Below are 22,257 nucleotides of genomic sequence, written 5' to 3'. Positions count from 1 at the left end.
CGCTCTTCGCCAGGTCTTCTTTTCTCATCAGCCCCTTGACTCTACGTCTCCAGGGGCTTTTGGTTTTTATCCTTTATTTCTTTGGTACTTCTCCTTCCTATTAACCTCCGTTAGTTTCAACAGGGTTTTTTGCTGAGATGGAGACAGAATATCGCTTTTTTGCAGCACTCCGTAGATACTGCTTATCGGCAATTGAATCTCAACTATTGCCTTCTACGTTTTCTGGTTCTTTGGCATACAATACCTAACCCTGCCACAATAGTGATCGCAGGCTTTGAGTATACCCACCAGTGAACGCACCTACTACCAACCCATCAGCCCAAACCCAATCACGTAAAGCAGATCACATCCGCATCTGTTTAGAGGAAGACGTGCAGTGTCACGAAATCACCAATGGACTGGAACGCTATCGTTTTAGCCATTGTTGTTTACCCGAAATCAACCGCAATGACATTGATATCAGCACGACTTTTTTCGGTAAACGCCTGAATGCACCGTTGTTGATTTCTTCTATGACTGGGGGAACGGAACAAGCGAAAATGATTAATGAGCGTTTAGCTGAAGTCGCACAAAACTACAAATTAGCAATGGGTGTCGGTTCCCAACGAGTAGCGGTAGAAAAACCCCAAGTAGTTGATACTTTTGCTATCCGCAAGTATGCACCAGATGTGTTGCTGTTTGCCAATGTGGGGGCGGTGCAGCTTAACTATAAATACAGTTTGGATGAATGTCTGCGAATCATCGATATGCTTGAGGCAGATGCTTTGATTTTACACCTCAACCCTCTACAAGAGTGCATTCAACCAAGAGGTGATGTTAACTTTCAAGGATTGCTTGACAAGATAAATAAATTATGCAGTCAATTATCAGTGCCGGTCATTGCGAAGGAAGTAGGCAATGGCATCTCAGCCACAATGGCAGAAAAGCTGATAAATGCAGGAGTACAAGCAATTGATGTTGCTGGTGCAGGGGGTACTTCTTGGGCAAAGGTAGAAGGGGAACGGGCGGAAAATCCTTTGCAACGGCGCTTGGGGAGAACATTTGCTGATTGGGGTTTACCGACGGCAGAGTGTATTATTGGTGTAAGAGCGATCGCTCCCCACGTTCCCCTGATTGCTTCTGGTGGTTTGCGTCATGGTTTAGATGTAGCTAAAGCGATCGCACTAGGGGCGGATATTGCTGGTTTGGCTATGCCCTTTCTCCAAGCTGCCGTAGAATCATCAGCCGCGTTGCATGACTTAGCTGAAGTATTAATTGCCGAAATCATCACAGTATTATTTTGCACCGGCAACACTACTTTGCAACAGTTAAAACACTCAAATACTTTACAAAGTCTACAATAGATAAGTCTGCTGTCATCACCATGACCAATGACCAATGACTAATGACTAATAACTAATAACTAATGACTAACTTTTTTAAACAAACTCTTGCCAGCTTGGTAGGGACTTTATTAGGACTGATTATTTTTGCTGGTGTTGGGACTACAGGACTTTTATTACTGTTGTTTGCGGCTGCTAGTTCTAAAGAGACAGGGCCAGTAGTCAAAGATCAGTCAGTGGTAGTGTTTGACTTAGCAATGAATATTACCGATAGAGAACCCTCTGCTAGCGAAGAACTACAAAATAGAATTTCCGGTGTAGAAGTAGAACGAATGACACTTCGCAGTGTTCTCGATAGTCTAGAAAAAGCCCGACTTGATCCGCGTATTGTCGCTGTTTATCTAGATGGTACAAGAGCAGGCGGAGCTAGTACCCTTGGTTATGCTTCCCTCAAAGAAATTCGCAAAGCTTTAGAAGAGTTTCGCAAATCGGGTAAGAAAGTCATTGCCTATAGTATGGATTGGAGTGAGAAAGAATATTATCTCAGTTCCGTTGCAGATACCGTGGCATTGAATCCATTGGGAGCAATGGAAATCAACGGTTTGAGTAGTCAACCCATGTTCCTCGCTGGCGCATTACAAAAATACGGCATTGGTGTGCAGGTGGTGCGAGTCGGCAAATTCAAGGGAGCAGTGGAACAGTATGTGCTAGACAAACTCAGTCCAGAAAACCGCGAACAAACACAGCAATTGTTGAATGATGTCTGGTCAGAATGGCGGACTACAGTAGGCAATAGCCGGAAAATTAACCCGCAAAACTTGCAAGCGATCGCTGATAATCAGGCATTATTAGAAGCAACAGCTGCTAAAACCAACGGTTTAGTAGATCAGGTAGTCTACAACGATCAAATAGTAGCCGATTTAAAAAAAATCACAGGTAGTGACGACAAAACCAATACATTTAAACAAATTAGTCTGAGTAAATATGCTGAATCTTCTGGTAAAAATCGCTCTAGACAAAAGAATTCGCCCAATCAGATTGCCATAGTTTATGCCGAGGGTGATATTGTTGATGGTAAGGGAGAAGATGGGCAAGTAGGAGGCGATCGCTTTGCCAAAATCTTCAATAAAATCAGACAAGATAAAAATATTAAAGCAGTTGTTTTAAGAATTAACAGTCCTGGCGGGAGTGCTTCAGCAGCTGAGGTGATGCAGCGAGAAGTCAGGCTAACTCGTGAGATAAAACCTGTTGTTGTTTCTATGGGTGATGTCGCCGCCTCCGGTGGTTACTGGATAGCTAGCGACTCTAACCGCATTTTTGCCGAACCCAATACCATTACAGGTTCTATTGGTGTTTTTGGTATTTTATTCAATGGACAAAAACTAGCCAATGACAATGGTATTACCTGGGATGTTGTCAAAACAGCCAATTATGCTGACACGCAAACTATTGCTCGACCAAAATCACCCCAAGAGTTAGCAATTTACCAACGTAGCGTCAATCGGATTTATAATTTATTTATTAACAAAGTCGCTCAAGGTCGAAAATTACCAGAACAAAAAGTAGCAGAGATAGCTCAAGGTAGAGTTTGGTCTGGTGTCGCTGCTAAACAAATCGGTTTAGTCGATGAAATTGGCGGTTTGGATGCGGCTATAGAATACGCTGCAAAAGCAGGCAAACTAGATAAAGATTGGCAGTTAAAAGAATATCCCAAAGAAAGCACTTTTGAAGAACGGTTTTTTGGGCAAGCTGTTGAAGAAATTAGTACCGCTTTAGGGATAGAAAAAATAGCCTCTCAATCTAAAAATCCTTTGACAACTGAACTCCAAAAACTAGAACAAGAAATTGCCATCTTTCAAAGAATGAACGATCCTCAAGGTATTTATGCCAGATTACCTTTCAACTTAAATATTGATTAGACATCTCCAACAATGCGGTAGGGACAATACCCTGCATTTCTCACAAAACGGTAGGGGCGGGTTCACAAAGGAAGCTTCAATCATTCACGAATATCTCGTTAACCCACCCCTACAGCCTCTGGACTTCGGTAATATGAGAGAAAATTGGGATAAACTTTGTGGAATCTCAACTAGCAATAGAACAAATAATCACAACTCTAGAACAGGATTTACCAACACTGTTTGAGAAGGATATATCCTATGATATTTATACAAATGATATATATTTTAGAGATCCAGTAAATCAATTTAAAGGTAAATTTAACTACCGCATTATATTTTGGACTTTAAGATTTCACGCGCGGCTATTTTTTACACAAATATACTTTGATTTACATGAAGTTAGTCATACAGATGAAGACATAATTTTAGCTAAATGGACAGTGAGAGGAACATTACGTGTTCCTTGGAAAGCGCAAATTTTTTTCAATGGTTATTCAACCTATAAACTCAACCCAGATAATTTAATCTATGAGCATATAGATACTTGGGATCGTCAACCAGGCGCAATTGTTCGCCAGTTTTGGCAAAAAGGATAAGTAGCAGCGATTATGAAATCAGTTATCAGTTATCAGTTATCAGTTATCAGTGAAGAGTCCTAAAGGCGTATGGTGGGGGATTTAAATCAGTTATCTGTTATCAGTCAACGCTGATTCAATTATGTTCACTGATAACTGTTCACTGTTAAAGTGGGGGACTTAAACCCAATTATCTTGACTGATAACTGTTTACTGATAACTGTTCACTGTTAAAAATCCCCCTTGTGAAGGAGGATTTAAGTATACTGTATCGTCACTTGCTAGGAAAAGAGGATAATATTCTAAGCAGTGAAGTATTTAGCTACTGGGTGATAGGTGATAATTGCTGTTGTAGACTGTTCTGGATAAAGTTGTTCACTTTCATCCATATACAAATTAATTCTGTTAGTCGCCAACAAATCTAACTGCTTGTATTGATCTTGAATATTTGGACAAGCAGGATAGCCAAAACTGTACCGTGAACCTTGATAGCGTTGTGCTAAAACATCTCGAATATTATCTGGTTCGTTAGCACCAAAACCTAACTCACGGCGAATTCTGGCGTGTGTCCACTCAGCTAGTGCTTCTGCTACCTGCACTGCCAAACCATGAAAATACAAATAATCAGTATATTGATTATTCGCAAACAGTTTTTGTGCAAATTCTGTAGCAATTTCTCCCACAGTCACCGCCTGCAAGGGAAAGACATCAACGATGCCTGATTCTTTTGGTGCAAAGAAATCGGCAATACACAGTTTCCTTGATGATTTTTGTCTGGGGAATACAAACTGAGTAATTTCTTTGGCATTGGGATTATTTGTGTTGTAAATATACAAAGTATTTCCTTCAGATTGACAAGGGAAATACCCATAAATGACTTGGGGATGCAAGAGGTTTTCAATAATGATTCGCTGTTTCCAATTTTCTAAAACTGGATAGACTTTCTCATCCAAAAACCCTTGATATTCTTCCTTAGATTGTTCTTTTGGTTTGCGGAATTGCCATTGTCCCGCAATCAAAGCTTGTAAATCTAAATACCAGAATATTTCTGACCAAGGAATATCATCAGGTTGTAATAATTTGGTTCCCCAGAATGGCGGTGTGGGACGTTCGATGTCTATGGCTACAGCTTCAGAACGTTGAGTGTCAATTTCAGTAGTCAGTGCTGAGTGGTGAGTGCTGAGTGGGTTTTTTAGCGTTTCTGACTGTTGCTTAGGAATTTCTGAGTTTTCAGTTTCTACTTCATCTAAGAAGCCTAGACAATCATCCCAATTATCAGATTTTTTGGCTGGCATTAATTTGTCCATAAAATGCAAGTCAGAAAAGGCATCTTTACCGTAGATGACTTTACCTTTGTAGGTGTTTTGACAATCTTGATGGACAAATTTGGGTGTCAGGGCTGCACCACCTAAAATGACTGGAACTGTGATGCCTTTTTCGTTAAAAACTTCCAAGTTTTCTTTCATGAAAGCAGTAGACTTGACCAGCAAACCACTCATGGCGATACAATCAGCTTGATGCTGTTCGTAAGCTTGAATGATGTTTTCTACTGATTGTTTAATTCCCAGGTTAATGACTTTATAGCCGTTGTTGGAGAGGATGATATCTACTAGATTTTTACCGATATCGTGGACATCGCCTTTCACCGTAGCGATGATGAAAGTACCTTTGGCATTGTTACCCGATGCTGATTTTTCCATGAAGGGTTCTAAATAGGCTACCGCCGCTTTCATGGTTTCCGCAGATTGCAATACGAAGGGTAACTGCATTTGTCCTGAACCAAACAACTCACCGACAACTTTCATCCCGTCTAGAAGAAAGGTGTTGATAATTTCTAGAGGAGGATATTTTTCTAAAGCTTTTGTCAGTTGTGCTTCTAAACCGATACGTTCACCGTCAATGATATGGCGTTTTAAACGTTCTTCGATGGGTAGGCTTTCATCTACGCCTTTATTACGTTTAGTTGTGACACCCTCAAATAGTTTGGTTAATTCCGTTAAGGGATCGTAGATGCAGATATCACCCTCAAATTGACGTTGATCATAAATTAACTGACGACAAACTTCTTGGTGGTGATCTGCGATTTTAGATAGTGGTAAAATTTTGCTAGCGCTAACGATCGCCCCATCCATACCAGCTCTGATCGCATCATGGAGAAACACTGAATTCAAGACAATCCGGGCTGCTTGGCTCAAACCAAAAGATATATTTGATACACCTAAAATGACGTGACATCCCGGCAATTCTTGGCGAATGCGGCGAATTGACTCGATAGTAGCCTTGCCATTTTCCCGATCTTCTTCAATCCCCGTAGAAATCGGTAGAGCTAGAGTATCAAAAAATATCTCATGAGCAGGAATCCCATATTCTACAGCTTGACGATAAGCACGCTGGGCAATTTGAAACTTTTTCTCAGCCGTCCGCGCCATGCCATCTTCGTCAATTGTCCCGATAACTACACCCGCGCCGTACTTCTTCGCCAACTCTAGAACTTTGAGAAAACGTGGTTCCCCGTCTTCATAGTTGGTGGAGTTTAAGAGACATTTACCACCAGCAACTTTTAACCCCGCCTCCATTTTTTCCCATTCGGTCGAGTCGAGCATTAACGGCAGTGTGACATTATTAACAATCCGTGAGACTAATTCACGCATATCCCGCACACCATCACGTCCCACATAATCGACGTTGACATCAAGAATGTGTGCGCCTTCCTTGACTTGCGATCGCGCCATTGATACTAGTCCGTCCCAATCTTCCGCATTCAGCAAATCGCGGCATTTTTTGGAACCACTAGCGTTCAGCCGTTCACCCACAATCAAGAAGGAATTATCCTGCTCATAGGGTTGTGTGGTATAAATCGATGCTGCTGCCGGTTCTAGACTGGGCTGCCTAACTTTTGGTTTTAAGTCTTTAGCAATTTCTGCCAATTGTTGAATGTGTTCTGGACGTGTCCCACAGCAACCCCCAATCACTTGGACACCCAAATCTTCAACAAAGTGCATCAATGCCATCCGTAATTCTAACGGTGTCAGGCGGTAGTGTGCTTGACCACCAACGTTTTCAGGCAAACCAGCGTTGGGAATACAAGAAACCACAAATGGCGAATGTTCAGCCAAATATTTGATGTGTGGTTTCATTAAGTCTGGGCCAGTCGCACAGTTCAAACCAAGAATATCAATAGGGTAAGGTTCTAAAATCGTCAACACAGCGCTGATTTCTGAACCTACCAGCATTGTTCCCATGCTTTCGACCGTCACCGATACCATCACTGGTATCCGTTCCCCCTTCTTGGCAAAGACTTCGGTAATGCCATTGAGCGCCGCTTTGATTTGCAGCACATCTTGACAAGTCTCGACAATAAATAAATCTACTCCACCATCAAACAATGCTTCGGCTTGTTCCGCAAAAGCAGTTTTCATCGTGTCAAAGTCAATGTGTCCCAAAGTTGGCAGTTTAGTTGTGGGGCCGATGGAACCTGCCACAAATCGGGGTTTTTCGGGTGTGGAAAATTCTGCCGCCACACTTTTAGCTAATTCGGCAGCTCTCTTGTTGAGATAGTATGTTTTGTCTGCCAAGTCATATTCTGCCAAGACAATCGACGTACTGCCAAATGTATCAGTTTCGATCACATCCGCACCCGCCGCCAGAAAATCGCGGTGAACCTTAGCGACGGCTTCAGGTCGAGAATGAACTAAGTATTCGTTACAACCTTCATACTCTGCACCGCCGAAATCCTCAGCAGTCAGGTTTTGTGTTTGCAGGTTAGTTCCCATTGCACCGTCAAAGACGATAACTGAGTGGTTGGGACTATGTAGGCGTTCAAGGAAAGGATGAGTCATATTTTCCTAGCAGAAATGAGGAAATGCAGTGAGTCTTGTAATACTCGACTTCATCTATTATTTTCCATGATTCTCAGAGTGTCGTTAGCTTTTAATTTAACCAAGTATGTTGAGGAGAGACGTTATACCAATTTCCTTTAAATGTAAACAGTAGAGACGTTGCATTGCCACCTCTGTCAGGATACATCCGTCAGAATACAGGAGTAGAATCGTTCAAATTCTCATATTTGATGAGTAAGCTAATATTCCTGAACCCTGATTAATTCTGACTTCTGACTCCTGGGTGCTGAATTCTTACCAACGTCTCTACATAATTTATGTGTATCATGATTAACGTGAAATGGTATTGGCCTAGCTTCCGGTGGTGTCCCTGATCAAAATTTGGCAAGATTGGTAGGGTATGTTAGCGCGACAGTGTAAAGTAGCCTCTATACTAATAGGCTGTGGGTTAGAGTTAACTGATGCTGTTGTAGACAAAGTTTCTCTAAGCGGAATTTTCCGCACGATTGCGACCAAAACGGCATAAACGCTATTTTTATTGAGAGTTGCGAAATTAAAATAGTTGTAGCCAGCTATAGAAAATACTTCAATAATTTTTTACTTTGCGTCCAAGGATTACAGTTCATGAAAGTTCTCAAAAGAGCCATTAAACCACAAACCTACATATCGTTTCTCTACATCTACCCAACGACTTGGGGGATTGCTGGTGATATTTGTCTAATCCGTGAATCTGTAGCTAATTCTGGTGTATCCAAATTTGTCGGTCATAAAATCCAACTAGCTTTGCCAAAAGGATTAGAACGCGATCGCGTGGCTAACTTTCCGGTGATTAAAGTTGCAGGTAACGTCGGCGAAGGACACCCCAAAGAACACCCCCATGAATGGGAGGCTTACGAAGGTGTCGATAGAGAATTAGCGATCGCTGCTCTCAAGCCTTGGGGATTCAAGTTAATTGAGCCTACAGATGAATTAGAGGCTAGAGGTTAGGGTGTGTTTTCAAAAAAGATAGTTCCACAATCCGTCTGGGCAATGAATGCTCCAGCAAATCTTTCTTTCTTGAGAGCAATTGCTCTCAACATACTGCGTCGAAATGGTTATCATTCCATCACAGTTGCCCAAAGATTTATCTCTCATCATATTGACAAACTTCTTACTCTTGTGGAATGAAACAGCCCTGCCCTTAAAAAGGGGGGAATCGAAATCAAAATCCCTCTTAAAAAGGGGGATTTTGAGGGATCTAAAAGTATTTGATACATTGCTAGAGGCTTTTCAAACATCCTCTAAAATTTATCTATTTATTCAGCAACGCCGGGAATTTCAATCACAAACTCCGTACCTTGACCAAGAGTAGAATTGCAGCTTAAAGTACCCTTGTGTTTTTCAGCAACAATTTGATAGCTAATTGATAAACCTAAACCTGTACCACTACCCACAGGTTTAGTAGTAAAAAATGGGTCAAAAATTTTCTGTTTTACTGCTTCCTTGATTCCCAACCCATTATCAATGATGCGAATTCGTAAATTATGGGAGTCTGTTAGTTCAGTACAAATGCGAATTGTCGGCTTGTAAGTTAGCGGATGATTAAACACTGACTCTTCTACAGCATCAATAGCATTACTGAGAATATTCATGAATACCTGATTCATTTGACTAGCATAACAATTGACTGCGGGAATTTGAGCATATTCTTTAATGACTGTAATTTCTGGACGGTCATTTTTATACTTGATTCGATGCTGCAAAATCATCAGGGTGTTGTCAATTCCTTCATGAATATCTACAGGTTTCATGTCGGATTCATCCAGACGTGAGAAATTGCGTAAGCCAATGACAATGTTACGAATGCGCGTACTACCCATTTTCATAGAATCGAGAATTTTGGGCAAGTCCACTACTAAGAAATTTATATCTATTTCTTCAGATTTTTCCTCAATGATTGCTGCAGGATGGGGATATTCTTGTTGATAAATAGCCATTAGTTCTAGTAAGCTTTTAACATACTCACTAGCATGACTAATATTACCATGAATAAAGTTAATGGGGTTATTAATTTCGTGAGCAATTCCCGCTACCATTTGCCCTAAAGAAGACATTTTTTCACTTTGTACTAGTTGAGTTTGCGTATATTGTAAATTTTGCAATGCTTGTTGTAAATGTTGATTGTTTTCATGTAATTCTTGGGTTCTAGATTCTACTTTTGCTTCTAAAGTATGGTTGTATTCTTCTAACTCTTGATTTGCTCGTGCTAAATTTTCGTAGAGGATAGCATTTTCTAGAGAGATCGCTGCTTGGGTAGTGAGGAGTTTGAGAATTTCGATGCGATCGCTCGTAAAGGCTCCTGTCGTTAAATCATTTTCTAAATACAGGATACCCAAGAATTTCCCTTGATTGACAATGGGAATACACAATAGACTCTGGGGTTGTTGCTCAATAACGTAGCGATCGCTAGCAAGAAAATTAATTTGTTTAGCATCGTCAGTGACAAAAATTTCTCTGGTACGTTTAACATAATTAATCAGATTATTTGGCACTTCTCGACTTAGTTCTATATTTTCTGATGGAAAGGTTGTTTGAATTTCTCCAAAGTTTTCACTGCTATTAATAGCCGCAACTTTTATTTTTAATTTATCACCTTTACTCAAAATCAAAACTGATTTGGAAGCACCAGCATTTTCCATGACAACTTGCATCAATGTAGACAACAATTGCTTGAGTTCAATTTCTCCAGAGAGTGCTTGTGAAGCTTTGACTACAGTAGCTAGGTCTAACAGATCGGAAATACTAGTATGTGAACTGAGGACAGTTGCATGAGTACTAGGTTGAGACAGAGTATTAGTTATGGAGTCTGTAATATTATGGCTAATAGGTTGAGTTTTCAGTTTTTCCTGCTGAATAATTAATGTGAGTAATTGGGGATAGCGTGTTTGTAAATCAGCAACTTTAGCTAAAGCACCCCAACGACTGTAACTATAATAAGCGTCGGTTAAATAAGTTTGAGCTATTTTATATCTACCCAATTCTAGGTAAAACTTTGCTGCTAGTTCATAAGCAAGTGCTGCTTCATTGATATACTCATTTTCTTGAGCGAGTGTAATAGCGCGATCGTAATTATCCATAGCAATCAGAAAATTACCTAGAACTCGATGATATTCTGCTTCTACTAAATAAAATTTATGTAGGTAATTCATGGGGCAATGATGCGCCCATTGCTGCATTTTCTCTTGATTAAGTACTACTTTATTCAGTATTGCTTGTTGTTCTGATGCAGCAGTCTCATCGTACAATGCCAAAGCTACTAGTGAGTAATAAAAATGAACTTGAGGGAAAACTACACTCCCTAAGCCACCATGTAAATATTTTTCTGCTTGTTGGATGTTTTCTCTTGCTTGATAATAGTTAGCTAACAAGTAATGAATTTGAGCTTTACAGAAATATAAATATAATAGACCTATGCCATCATTAGCGGCTAAATGTATTTTTAATCCTTGGGCTTCATCATAAGCTTCACCTGTTAAATCACCAGTATTTTCACTCCCGCCTAATAGATTTAAAACTGTTTGGTGATAAATATTATTCCATAATAATACCCGTTCTTGTTTGATGTGGCTAATATAATTACTATATTTGGCAATTTCTGGTTGTAACTGTGCAAGTTCTCTACCACTAAAATAAGCAGATAAAGTATAGTTTTGCAGTGAGAGTGCAGCAAATTCCAAATCACCAACAGCTAAAGCTTGAGAGTAAGTTTCTAAAAAATATGGGAATCTTGATTTGATGTGTTCCTTCCAATGACTAATATGAGAGTTGTAGGTGGCAACGATTTTAGTTTTAGCTGCCAAGTTATGAGAATTAGCAACTAAATTTAAAGCCAAGTTGCCAAATTTATATCCAGAGTCAATATCTCCCATGACTCCACAAAGCATAAATCCATAGATACCGTAAACAAATGCTGAAAGGGGAGAATTACCATATTGTAATGATAAATTTATTTGTTTAAAGCAAACTAAAGGCATGATTTCTGGTGCAGCTTGATAGAAAAATGTCACAGCACTAGATAATATCTGCATGATAGCTAATGGTTCTGCTGCTGTCATTTTGGGCAGATGAATTAAGTCTTCAATCTGTCTCCCAGCTAGATAATTGCGAGTTGTCTCCATTTTATTCTCTATATCTAGTGGAGTTGGGTTATTAGGGAAATTTACATCTAATAACTTGACAAAATTTAGAGCAATATCCACAGCTGCCAGTGCTTTATTTTGTGAACCATAAGCCTGAATTTTCAACTCATAAACTTTCACTGTGTCTAAAATATTATTTGCTTTTAGTAGCACTACTTCGATAAATTTTTCCATCTGTGACAAGCTGCCGTTTAAGTATGCTGCTTCGGCTGCTGTTGTATATAAATCGAGAGTCAGTTGATAGTGATTTTCCCAGCTATCATTTGTTAGCAGGTCAATACCAGTAGTTAAACACTTGATAGCAACTAAATAAGCTGTTGAGGCTAAAGCTCTAGTGCCAGCAATTAGATTCATCTGTGCTAAATTATATCGCTCCTCTATGATGGATTGAATGTCATAGGGCTGATTGAGAATCAACGGAATCGCTATATTTAATTGATTAACAATCTCAAAAATCTTATCTTCTCTTTCTGTGATTGGTGTATTATTTACAAGTAATTTCCCGATTTGCCAATGAATAGATTGCTTATGATTTTCGGGAATGCTATTATAGGCTGCTTGTTGGACGCGATCGTGAATAAATTGACACTTGGATGATTGATAATTAGCATGAGTCGAGGCTTTATTTTCCCAGTTGACTGTTGAGGAGTTACCTATTAACTGTTGCTCTTCAGATTTATAGTCTTGATCTAATAATCGATAAACTTCCGCTTGCGGTAAAATTATGCCTTCTACAACACCTATCCACAAGTCTGCAACTGTATCTCCCAGAGATTTTTCATAAACAATAGCCAGAGTATTTAAGTCAAATTGATTACCAATACAAGCAGCTAATTGTAAAACCTTTTGAGTTGATGGTGGTAATTTCATCAGTTGAATTTTCATAAATTCAACCACATCATCTGTTAATGCCAAAGTCTTGATCTGGGACATATCACACTGCCAATGACCAAGATGATGATTAAAACTGATGATTTGATCTTGATGGAGACACTTGAGAAACTGATGGATGAAAAAGGGATTTCCTTGAGTTTTACTAAATACAATTTGGCTCAGATGAATTGTCAAAGTATTATGACAACGCAAAACATCAGTAATCAAATTAGTTAGATCATTTTGCGTTAAAGGAGCCAAAGTTATAGTATGAATTGTTGCTCCTGTTTTGTAGATTTCCTGAATAGTTAGCTCTAAAGGATGAGATGAAAAAACTTCATTATCTCGATAAGCACCAATTAATAAGATATTCCTATTTTCCTTGTTTTCCTGTTCTGTTGTCTCAATAGATAAACAAGATTTTGTTTGACTCATTAATAGTTGAATCAATTTTAAAGAAGCAGTATCTGCCCATTGCAAATCATCCAAAAATATGACCAAAGGTCTTTTGTTACTAGTAAAGACTTGAATGAATTCTTGTAACAATAAATAAAACCGATTTTCCGCAGCACACCCAACAAGTTCGGATACCTTTGGCTGTTGACCAATGACTAGTTCCAATTCAGGAATAACATCAATAATAATTTGTGCTTGTTCACCTAAGACTGAGAGGATTTTAGTTTGCCATCGCTGAATTTGAGCATCAGGTTCACTTAAAATTTGTGCAATTAAATCACGCAATGCTTGGACTAATCCTGACAAAGGAATATCTCGTTGAAATTGGTCAAATTTACCTTTAATAAAGTAACTTCTTTGTCGGGCAATCGGTTTATGTACTTCATTTACTACCGCCGTTTTCCCAATACCAGAAAAGCCAGCAACTAAGACCATTTCGGTTTTCCCTTGGGTAACTCGGTCAAAAGCTGTGAGTAATATTTCTACTTCTCTTTGTCGTCCATAGAGTTTTTCGGGGATGAGAAATTGGTCGGATATATCCTGAGTTCCTAACTCAAATGGGACAATATCTCCTATATTTTCCCACTGCTGATAGCATCTTTCTAGATCATATCTGAGTCCATAAGCACTCTGATAACGATCTTCGGCATTTTTAGCCAGAAGTTTCATGACAATATCAGCAATAGCTTGGGGAATTCCTGCCCTATTTTGCAACGTGTTAGGCGTTTTAGCAATATGACAGTAAACTAACTCCATTGGGTCATTACTGATGAAAGGTAAATGTCCCGTCAAGAGTTCAAAAAAGGTGATACCTAAAGAATAAAAATCACTGCGGTAATCGATACCCCGATTCATTCTTCCGGTTTGTTCGGGAGAAATGTAAGCCAGAGTTCCTTCTAAAACATTGGGATTAACAATACAAGGAACTTCTCGTGGTAGTAGGGTGGCGATACTGAAGTCAATTAACTTGATTTCAAGTGTGTGGGGATTAATGAGAATATTTGCGGGTTTAATATCTTTATGAATGATGCGATCGCTATGCAGTCCCTCTAAAATAGTAGCTGTGGCTATGGCAATATGAAAGAATTCTTTGAGAGGTAGTGGGCTTCTCTCTTGCCATTCCTTGAGCGAAATCCCACCAAAGTCTTCCATCACCAACACGCAGCTATTGGCGTAGTTATCTAAGCTCAGTAGTTTTACTATACCAGGATGGTTGAGATTTTTGGCTAAGTTATATTGGTTGCGAAATTGGGCAATTTCATTAGCACTGGGATACTCACTTCGCATTAATTTCAGCACTACGGGCATTTGATCTTGTTCTCTGATGCCTCGATAAACTAAAGTTTTGCTACCTGAGTAAATTTGTTCAGTAAGATGATAACCAGGAATGAAAAATTTTGTATCTAATGATACTGTCATAGCCATTAATACTCACACACTTTTATCCATATGGAATAGTATGCCCATCGGCAATCTATAATCATCACTTATAAGATATGAAAATTGTTAGCTTAATTTGGCATTTCTTACAAAACGCTAGGGGCGGGTTCACGAGATATTCGTCAATGATGAAATTACCATCTCAGTACTGAGTGCTGAGTGCTGTAAAGCCCTTCTCTACGAGAGGCTACGCCAACGGGCATGGCTGCGCTTAGAGCAGTAGCGGGGCGTTTAGCTCGTGCTGAGTAAATTTAAAAAGGCGTAGGTTAGGTTAAGCGTAGTGCAACCCAACAGAGATCAGAAGAGATCAGAATGTTGGGTTACGCAAAGCCTCCACCCAACCTACAATTTTATTGCTACTTCTTTCTTAGTAAATGTGGGAAATCTATGATTTTTATTACGGTAATCTTGCCAAGATAAATAAGTTATGTATGATATATTTGGGAATTTAAATTTTGCCAAGAAATATCAATATTTAAGACATGATACTTTCTAATTTCCTTAATTTATCGGAGATATATTAAGTTAAAAAAGAGGCTAAAAAATAGCAATAATTGCTACAAGTTGAATTTTAAGAAATATCGTTTTTATTACAACTTTAAATTGCAGTTAGTCGCACAATGGGGGCAGAGAAACAATACTGTTTATTTGCGCTCGGAGACGACTAATAATGGTAGCGGTCGCAGAAAATGTTCAGCATCGGTTAACTGTCCAAACCGTAGAAATTGCCCCAAATACCACAGCGATTCGTTGTCTAGACTGGGATCGCGATCGCTTTGATATCGAATTCGGACTGCAAAATGGTACGACTTATAATTCATATCTAATTAGGGGCGAACAAACAGTTTTAATTGATACTTCTCACCAGAAGTTTCGCCAACTGTATTTAGATACACTCAAAGGTCTGATCAACCCCAAGGCTATTGATTATATTATTGTCAGTCATACAGAACCAGACCATAGTGGTTTGGTGGAAGATGTGCTGCAATTAGCACCAAGAGCGACTGTTTTAGCTTCTAAGATTGCTCTACAATTTTTAGAGGGTTTAGTACACGATCCTTTTTCTAAGCGGATTGTTAAGAGTGGCGATCGCATTGATATAGGCAAAGGTCACGAAATCGAATTTGTCAGTGCGCCTAACCTCCACTGGCCAGACACCATCTTTAGTTATGACCACAAAACCCAAACCATCTTCACTTGTGATGCTTTTGGGATGCACTTTTGCGATGAACGCACCTTTGATGAAGATTTAGAAGCGATTGAAGCTGACTTTAGATTTTACTATGACTGTCTCATGGGGCCTAATGCCCGTTCCCTGCTAAATGCGATGAAGCGGATGGGGGAATTAGGCAAGATTAACATCATCGCTAACGGTCACGGGCCACTGTTACACCATCATTTAGATGTGTTGACCGAGTGTTACCAAAGCTGGAGTCAAAGACAAGCCAAAGCAGAAACCACCGTCGGCTTATTTTACGTTGCCGATTATGGATATAGCAACCTACTTGGTCAAGCGATCGCTGAAGGTATCCAAAAAACTGGTGTCGGCGTGGAAATGATTGATCTGAGTACTGCCGAACTGCAAGAAATTCAAGAATTGGCAGGTAGAGCAGCTGGTTTAATCATTGGTATGCCTCCCACCACCTCGGTTGCAGCACAAGCCAGTATCAGTTCCTTGCTATCTGTAGTCAAGGATAAACAAGTCGTTGGTTTGTTTGAGTGTTTCGGGGGAGATGACGAACCCATTGATACCATTCGCCGCAAATTTATCGACTTGGGTGTGAAAGAAGCCTTCCCAGCGATTCGGATTAAAGAAGTTCCCAGCGCCTCTGCATATCAACTATGTGCGGAAGCAGGTACAGACTTGGGACAATTGCTGACACGGGAACGCAACATCAAGCAAATCAAATCTCTCGATGTCAACATGGAAAAGGCATTGGGACGAATTAGCAACGGCTTGTATATCGTCACCACCAAAAAAGGTGATGTTAGCAGCGCCATGTTAGCCTCCTGGGTCGCTCAAGCCAGCTTACAACCCTTGGGATTCACCATTGCCGTTGCCAAAGACCGGGCTATTGATAGCTTAATGCAAGCAGGCGATCGCTTTGTCCTCAATGTCTTAGAAGAAGGCAATTACCAAGAACTGAAAAAACAATTCCTCAAGCGCCTACATCCCGGTGCAGACCGCTTTACTGGTGTCAAGACCCAAATTGCCAAAAACGGTTCCCCCATCCTCACAGACGCTCTAGCATACATGGAATGTGAAGTCCAAAGTAGCCTAGAATGCAGCGACCACTGGATTCTTTACTGCACAGTTCAAGAAGGTCGTGTTTCCAAACCCGATGGACTCACCGCCGTACGTCACCGGAAGGTAGGCAATTATTACTAGGGGATAGGGGGGAATAGGCAATAGGCAATAGTCATTAGTCACTAGTCGTTAGTCACTAGTCGTTAGTCAGCACTCTCCGACTTGTGATACCAATTCACAAAAATCCTGATACATATAGCTTACTCGTTGGGTATTGTCCGCCCACCGTTAAAACGGTAGTCTCATAGCTTAAGTCCATTAAAATGGACTCTGATATTCAGTCCTCTTGAGAGGACTTTAGCTATGAGACAGGGATTTACAATCCCTGACGGACTGACGGACTCACGTATTTGTATCATTATTAAAGTGAAATGGTATGACTTGCGACTTCCACTCATCACTCAGCACGGGCTAAACGCCCCGCTACCGCTAACAGCACTCAGCACTCATCACTCCCTCACTCCTCCCCAATACCTATGGATTTCCGCCGCTTCATCGCATCCACTCAAAACTGGGCAAAGTCTACCCGGTTTTTCCATTTTTTTAACAAACCTCAAACAAAATCTATGAGCGATTCTAAGCCTCGTGATGTTCAAGTTTTGCCTGTGGCGACGAATACCAAAGTTTTACGAGCGCGTAGTTGGTCACGTCTGCGGTTTGAAATTGAATATGCTCTAGAAAGAGGTACTACCTCTAACTGTTATGTAATTGCAGGTGATAAAACAGCAGTGATTGACCCGCCTGGGGAAAGCTTCACGGCTATTTATTTGCAAGCATTGCAGCAGACGGTTGATTTGAAAAAATTGGATTATGTTATCCTGGGTCATTTTAGTCCCAACCGTGTCCCGACGCTGAAAACACTGCTGGAACTGGCTCCCCAAATTACTTTTGTTTGTTCCCTTCCTGGTGCAGCTAACCTGAAAGCAGCGTTCCCAGATGACAGCTTAAAGATATTAACAATGCGGGGGAAAGAAACCCTAGATTTAGGTAAGGGTCATGTTTTGAAGTTCTTACCAATTCCTAGCCCCCGTTGGCCGGAAGGACTTTGTACTTACGACGTACAAACCCAGATTCTCTACACAGATAAGTTGTTTGGGGCGCATATCTGCGGTGATGATGTGTTTGATGACAACTGGGAATCTTTTAAAGAAGACCAGCGTTATTACTACAACTGTTTGATGGCTCCCCATGCTGTTCATGTAGAAGCAGCGTTGGAAAAAATCTCTGACTATCAAGTGAGAATGTATGCAGTTGGTCACGGGCCTTTGGTACGTACCAGTTTAATGGCACTGACTCAAGCTTATGCCGACTGGAGTGTGGCCCAAAAAGACCGAGAGATTTCTGTGGCTTTGCTCTATGCTTCAGCTTATGGTAATACAGCCACTTTAGCTCAGGCGATCGCTCTCGGACTAACTAAAGGTGGGGTAGCTGTTAAATCTATCAACTGCGAATTTGCTAGCCCCGAAGAAATTCAAACCAATTTAGAACAAGCTGATGGCTTTCTCATTGGTTCTCCCACCATTGGTGGTCATGCACCTACCCCCATTCACACTGCTTTGGGGATTGTTCTCAAGGTGGGTGACAACAACAAACTAGCCGGGGTGTTTGGTTCCTACGGTTGGAGTGGTGAAGCTTTAGACATGATTGAAGGTAAACTGCGGGATGCTGGATATCGCTTTGGTGTTGACACTCTTAAGGTCAAATTTAAACCAGACGATGTTACCCTCAAGTTCTGTGAAGAAGTGGGGACAGATTTTGCCCAAACTCTGAAAAAAGCCAGAAAAATCCGCCTACCCCAACAAGCTGCAACACCTGTAGAACAAGCTGTTGGTCGGATTGTTGGTTCTGTGTGTGTAATTACAGCCAAACAAGGCGATGTATCTACGGGTATGCTTGGTTCTTGGGTATCTCAAGCCACCTTCAACCCTCCCGGTTTAACCGTAGCGATCGCCAAAGAACGAGCGATCGAATCTCTCATGTATCCTGGTGGTAAATTTGCCTTGAATATTCTCCCAGAAGGCAATCATCAGGAATACATGAAGCATTTCCGTAAGAGCTTTGCCCCAGGGGAAGAACGCTTTGCCAATTTCACCACCACGGAAGCTGAAAATGGCTGTATAGTCCTGGCTGATGCTCTAGCTTATGTGGAATGTTCAGTTAGTCAACGTCTGGAATGTGGCGACCATTGGGTAGTTTATGCTACTGTTGACAATGGTAAATTACTCAAGCCAGATGATGTAACTGCGGTGAATCACCGGAAAACAGGTACGCATTATTAACGTGATGTGAGTTCGACAAATCTTTTTTGACCTCTCCCCCAACCCCTCTCCGACACGGAGAGGGGAGTAAAACGTTATCCCTATAAATGTAGAGATGTTGCATTGCAACGTCTCTACAAATCATTTTGTGGGTAAACTGCCTTCGGATACGATATTTCCAGGGCCAGCCGTGACAATTACCAGATTCTCTGGCTTGATGAAATCTTGAATTGCTTGCTGGACATTAGCCATAGTTACGGCTTGGATGCGTTGGGGAAACTCTCGCAATTCTGATGTGGATAAACCCAAGACAGCATTATCTAAAATGATGCTCGATACATCGCTAGGATTAGCCAAATCTACAGGATAGCTATTCGTAATTGAGCGTTTAGCTGCGTTTAATTCTGCCTCAGTTATTCCTTGCTCACGTAACTGTTTGAGTAAAGCAATTGTACTGGCGATCGCTTGATCTGCATCTCCTGGTGCAGTCTGCATTTGAATCAAGAAGGGGCCAGGATTCACACCTGCGGCAAACCCACTGTAAATACCATAGGTTAAACCCAGGCGATCGCGCACTTCTGTACCCAAGCGGCTGGCTAAGGTATCACCACCCAAAATCTGATTGAGTACCAGTGCTGAGTAATAACGAGGATCTTTGCGAGAAATGGCGTTGTAACCCAGATAAGTCACAGCCTCAGCTTTACCGGGTATCACTTTGTTAATACGTGTCACAGTTGTCGGTGATGACACATTAGGTAGTTTCAAGACTGGTGGTTGACCGATGGCTTGCCATTTACCGAGAGATTGATTGAGTAACTCTTTTACCTCTACTGGGTCAAAGTCTCCTACTAAAGCGATCGTTGTGGTATCTGGGCGGTAATATTGCCGATAGAATCGTACCACAGCGTCACGATTGATACCCTTTAAACTCTCTTCTGTGGGGAAGCTATAAAAGGGATGATTTTCTGGGTAAATTGCCTGCTGAAATACCCGTCTTCCCAAGCCTTTAGGATCGTCTAGTTGGGCTTTGAGTCCAATTAATGCCCTTTGACGACTGAGTTCTAATTGGTCTTTGGGGAAGGAAGCATTTTGTAACACATCTGCCAAGGTTTGAATTAATATGGGCAAATTGGCAGATAATCCTTCACCACTAATACTCACACCTTCTCTGCCAGCACTAAAGCTTAAACTAGCACCTCTGTCTTCTAAAGTTTGTGCCAAAGTCAGAGCATTTTTCGTCCGCGTCCCATTTAATAAATTGCTAGCAGTGAGACTGGCTAGTCCTGCTTGTTGATTCCCATCGAACTCATTGCCGGCATTAATTTGTCCACTCAGATTCACTGTGGGGACACTATGATCAGGTAACAACAGTACACGCAAACCATTTGTCAGAGAAAACTGTTGTGGTAAAGATTGTTTGTTACTATCTGTAGTTGATGTAGCTGGAGGCAAGAATTTAGCCAGTTCTGCCGGATCGACAGGCTTACCGGGGTTGAAATTTTCCACATTCCGTCCAGAACCATTGCTAGAAGTTCCGGGTTTACCATCTAGTTGAGTTGGTTCAAAATAACCAATGGTTTGTTTGGCAGGATTGAGATAAGTTTTGGCGACACGTTGGATATCAGCTGGTGTGACTTTGGCGATCGCTGCCAAATATTTTTCCATATAATGATAGTCGCCCGCTACCGTTTGATTATAGGCTAATTGGCTGGCTTGACTGGTGATATCTTGATTACCCAAGACAAACACAGCTTGTAATTGTGTCTTCGCTCGATTCAATTCTGCAACAGTCACAGGTTGCTTTTGTAGTTCTAATAAAGATTTTTGCAGGACTTGGTTAATTTTCTCTAACTCTTGTCCCGGCGCTGCTGTGGCGTTAACTTCATACCACCCAGGTTCAATCAGTTCCGCCGCACCACCACTGACTGAACTAGCCAGTCCAGATTCTACCAATGCTTGATACAGTCTAGAACTCCGTCCACCTGTGAGAATGGCATCCATGACATCAATTGCCGGCACATCAGGATGGTTGACATCTGGTAAGGGATAAACTGTATGTAGTAGTGCAGCACTTCCCGGCTGTTTCAGCACGATAGGCGTTTGATTGGTTTTATTTGCTGAAGTTGGCGGAATTTTGTTATTTAAATTCCCCGTGTTGACCTTTTCTTGGCGAGGGACTTTCCCAAACGTCTGTTTAACAACCTTCAGGGCAGATGCAGTGTCAAAGTCCCCCGTAATTACCAAGGTAGCATTATCTGGGCTGTAATAAGTTTGATAGTAATTACGTACTTGTTCTAGTGTGAATTGTTCCACATCTGATTTTGTTCCACCTACAGGTAAACCATAGGCGCGGTTAGGGAAAGCAGCTTTCATCACTGCTCGATCTAGACGATAACTAGGTGAATTTTCGTAACCCTGCAACTCAGAAATTACTACCCGTTTTTCACTAGTTAGTTGTTCTGCACCAATGAGGGCATTTTTCATCCTGTCTGCTTCTAAGGTCAGCAGTGCTTCCAGTTTATCCCGTTGCACTGTCCCAAAATAAGCAGTTTGATCGTAGCTGGTAAAAGCATTAGACTGACTACCCAATGCACTAAATAACCGGCCAAATTGGACTGGGCGATCGCTAGTACCTTTAAACATTAAATGCTCAAGTTGGTGAGAAATGCCATTCTCTCCCTTTTTTTCATTCCGTGAGCCGACTTTGTACCAAACCTGCACACTCACCACTGGCGCTGTATGTACTTCTTTGGTAAGAACTGTTAAACCATTATCTAATAAATTTTTACGTACTCCTTGAGTCAAGGACAGACCAGATACAGGTGCAACCGTGGGTGTAGGTGTTGCTGCATTGGTGAAACTACCCGCTACAGGCAAGATACTCAAAAGGAGGCTAAGAAAAAAGCCTATCAGCATATATAAACGAAGCTTCATAAGCGTTTTACATTTTTAAGTTATCAAATTTGGGCATGAGAAGTCAGAAGTTAATTACTTCCTATTTCCCCATTAGCCACTTCCCACTCATTACCGTTTATCAGTGTAACGAGCGATCGCCCTCATCGTCTTGGCTAACTTGTGTAAAGTTTATAGACTAGCTGTGTCAAAAA

General features: G+C 41.0%; 9 protein-coding genes and 1 rRNA gene (1 of these 10 running past the window's edge). 7 read left to right on the top strand and 3 right to left on the bottom strand.

Features of this window, described 5'->3' with window-relative positions:
* From rrf to FD725_RS14575, 4 genes are all read left to right on the top strand, one after another.
* Window positions 1–15 (top strand): 5S ribosomal RNA (gene rrf / locus FD725_RS14590); it begins 103 nt to the left of the window's first position.
* A 275-nt stretch (window positions 16–290) separates the two neighbouring features.
* The gene (fni, locus tag FD725_RS14585) at window positions 291–1,343 is read left to right on the top strand and encodes a type 2 isopentenyl-diphosphate Delta-isomerase (protein ID WP_179048784.1); all 1,053 of its coding nucleotides are present in this window, start codon (window positions 291–293) and stop codon (window positions 1,341–1,343) included.
* A gap of 62 nt (window positions 1,344–1,405) precedes the next feature.
* Window positions 1,406–3,241 carry a signal peptide peptidase SppA gene (gene sppA / locus FD725_RS14580; RefSeq protein ID WP_179048783.1) on the top strand — a complete coding sequence of 612 codons (1,836 nt, stop codon included), beginning with the start codon at window positions 1,406–1,408 and terminating at the stop codon, window positions 3,239–3,241.
* A 158-nt stretch (window positions 3,242–3,399) separates the two neighbouring features.
* A complete protein-coding gene (locus FD725_RS14575; RefSeq protein WP_179048782.1) occupies window positions 3,400–3,819 on the top strand; it encodes a DUF2358 domain-containing protein in 420 nt (139 codons plus the stop codon).
* Between the two features lie 281 nt (window positions 3,820–4,100).
* Here the strand turns inward: FD725_RS14575 and metH are convergent, their stop codons facing one another.
* Window positions 4,101–7,637, bottom strand: a complete 3,537-nt coding sequence (gene metH / locus FD725_RS14570) for a methionine synthase (protein ID WP_179048781.1) — start codon at window positions 7,635–7,637, stop codon at window positions 4,101–4,103.
* A gap of 624 nt (window positions 7,638–8,261) precedes the next feature.
* On the opposite strand from metH, the gene FD725_RS14565 reads away from it, so the two are divergent.
* The gene (locus FD725_RS14565; RefSeq protein WP_179048780.1) at window positions 8,262–8,624 is read left to right on the top strand and encodes a hypothetical protein; all 363 of its coding nucleotides are present in this window, start codon (window positions 8,262–8,264) and stop codon (window positions 8,622–8,624) included.
* A 308-nt stretch (window positions 8,625–8,932) separates the two neighbouring features.
* On the opposite strand, the gene FD725_RS14560 is transcribed toward FD725_RS14565, so the two are convergent.
* A complete protein-coding gene (locus FD725_RS14560) occupies window positions 8,933–14,563 on the bottom strand; it encodes an ATP-binding sensor histidine kinase (RefSeq protein ID WP_179048779.1) in 5,631 nt (1,876 codons plus the stop codon).
* Window positions 14,564–15,254: 691 nt separating this feature from the next.
* Here FD725_RS14560 and FD725_RS14555 point away from each other — a divergent pair.
* Together FD725_RS14555 and FD725_RS14550 are read left to right on the top strand one after the other, a co-directional pair.
* Window positions 15,255–16,973 carry a diflavin flavoprotein gene (locus FD725_RS14555; protein WP_179048778.1) on the top strand — a complete coding sequence of 573 codons (1,719 nt, stop codon included), beginning with the start codon at window positions 15,255–15,257 and terminating at the stop codon, window positions 16,971–16,973.
* 485 nt (window positions 16,974–17,458) lie between these two features.
* The gene (locus FD725_RS14550; protein WP_179048777.1) at window positions 17,459–19,171 is read left to right on the top strand and encodes a diflavin flavoprotein; all 1,713 of its coding nucleotides are present in this window, start codon (window positions 17,459–17,461) and stop codon (window positions 19,169–19,171) included.
* Window positions 19,172–19,291: 120 nt separating this feature from the next.
* Here the strand turns inward: FD725_RS14550 and FD725_RS14545 are convergent, their stop codons facing one another.
* Window positions 19,292–22,084: a pitrilysin family protein gene (locus FD725_RS14545; protein WP_179048776.1), complete on the bottom strand. Its 2,793-nt coding sequence runs from the start codon at window positions 22,082–22,084 to the stop codon at window positions 19,292–19,294.
* Between the last annotated feature and the right edge of the window lie 173 nt (window positions 22,085–22,257).

This window comes from Nostoc sp. TCL26-01 (assembly GCF_013393945.1).
Classification (GTDB): Bacteria; Cyanobacteriota; Cyanobacteriia; order Cyanobacteriales; family Nostocaceae; genus Trichormus.
The sequence above is the reverse complement of the archived record's forward strand: the minus strand, read 5'-3'. Positions and strand labels throughout refer to the sequence as shown.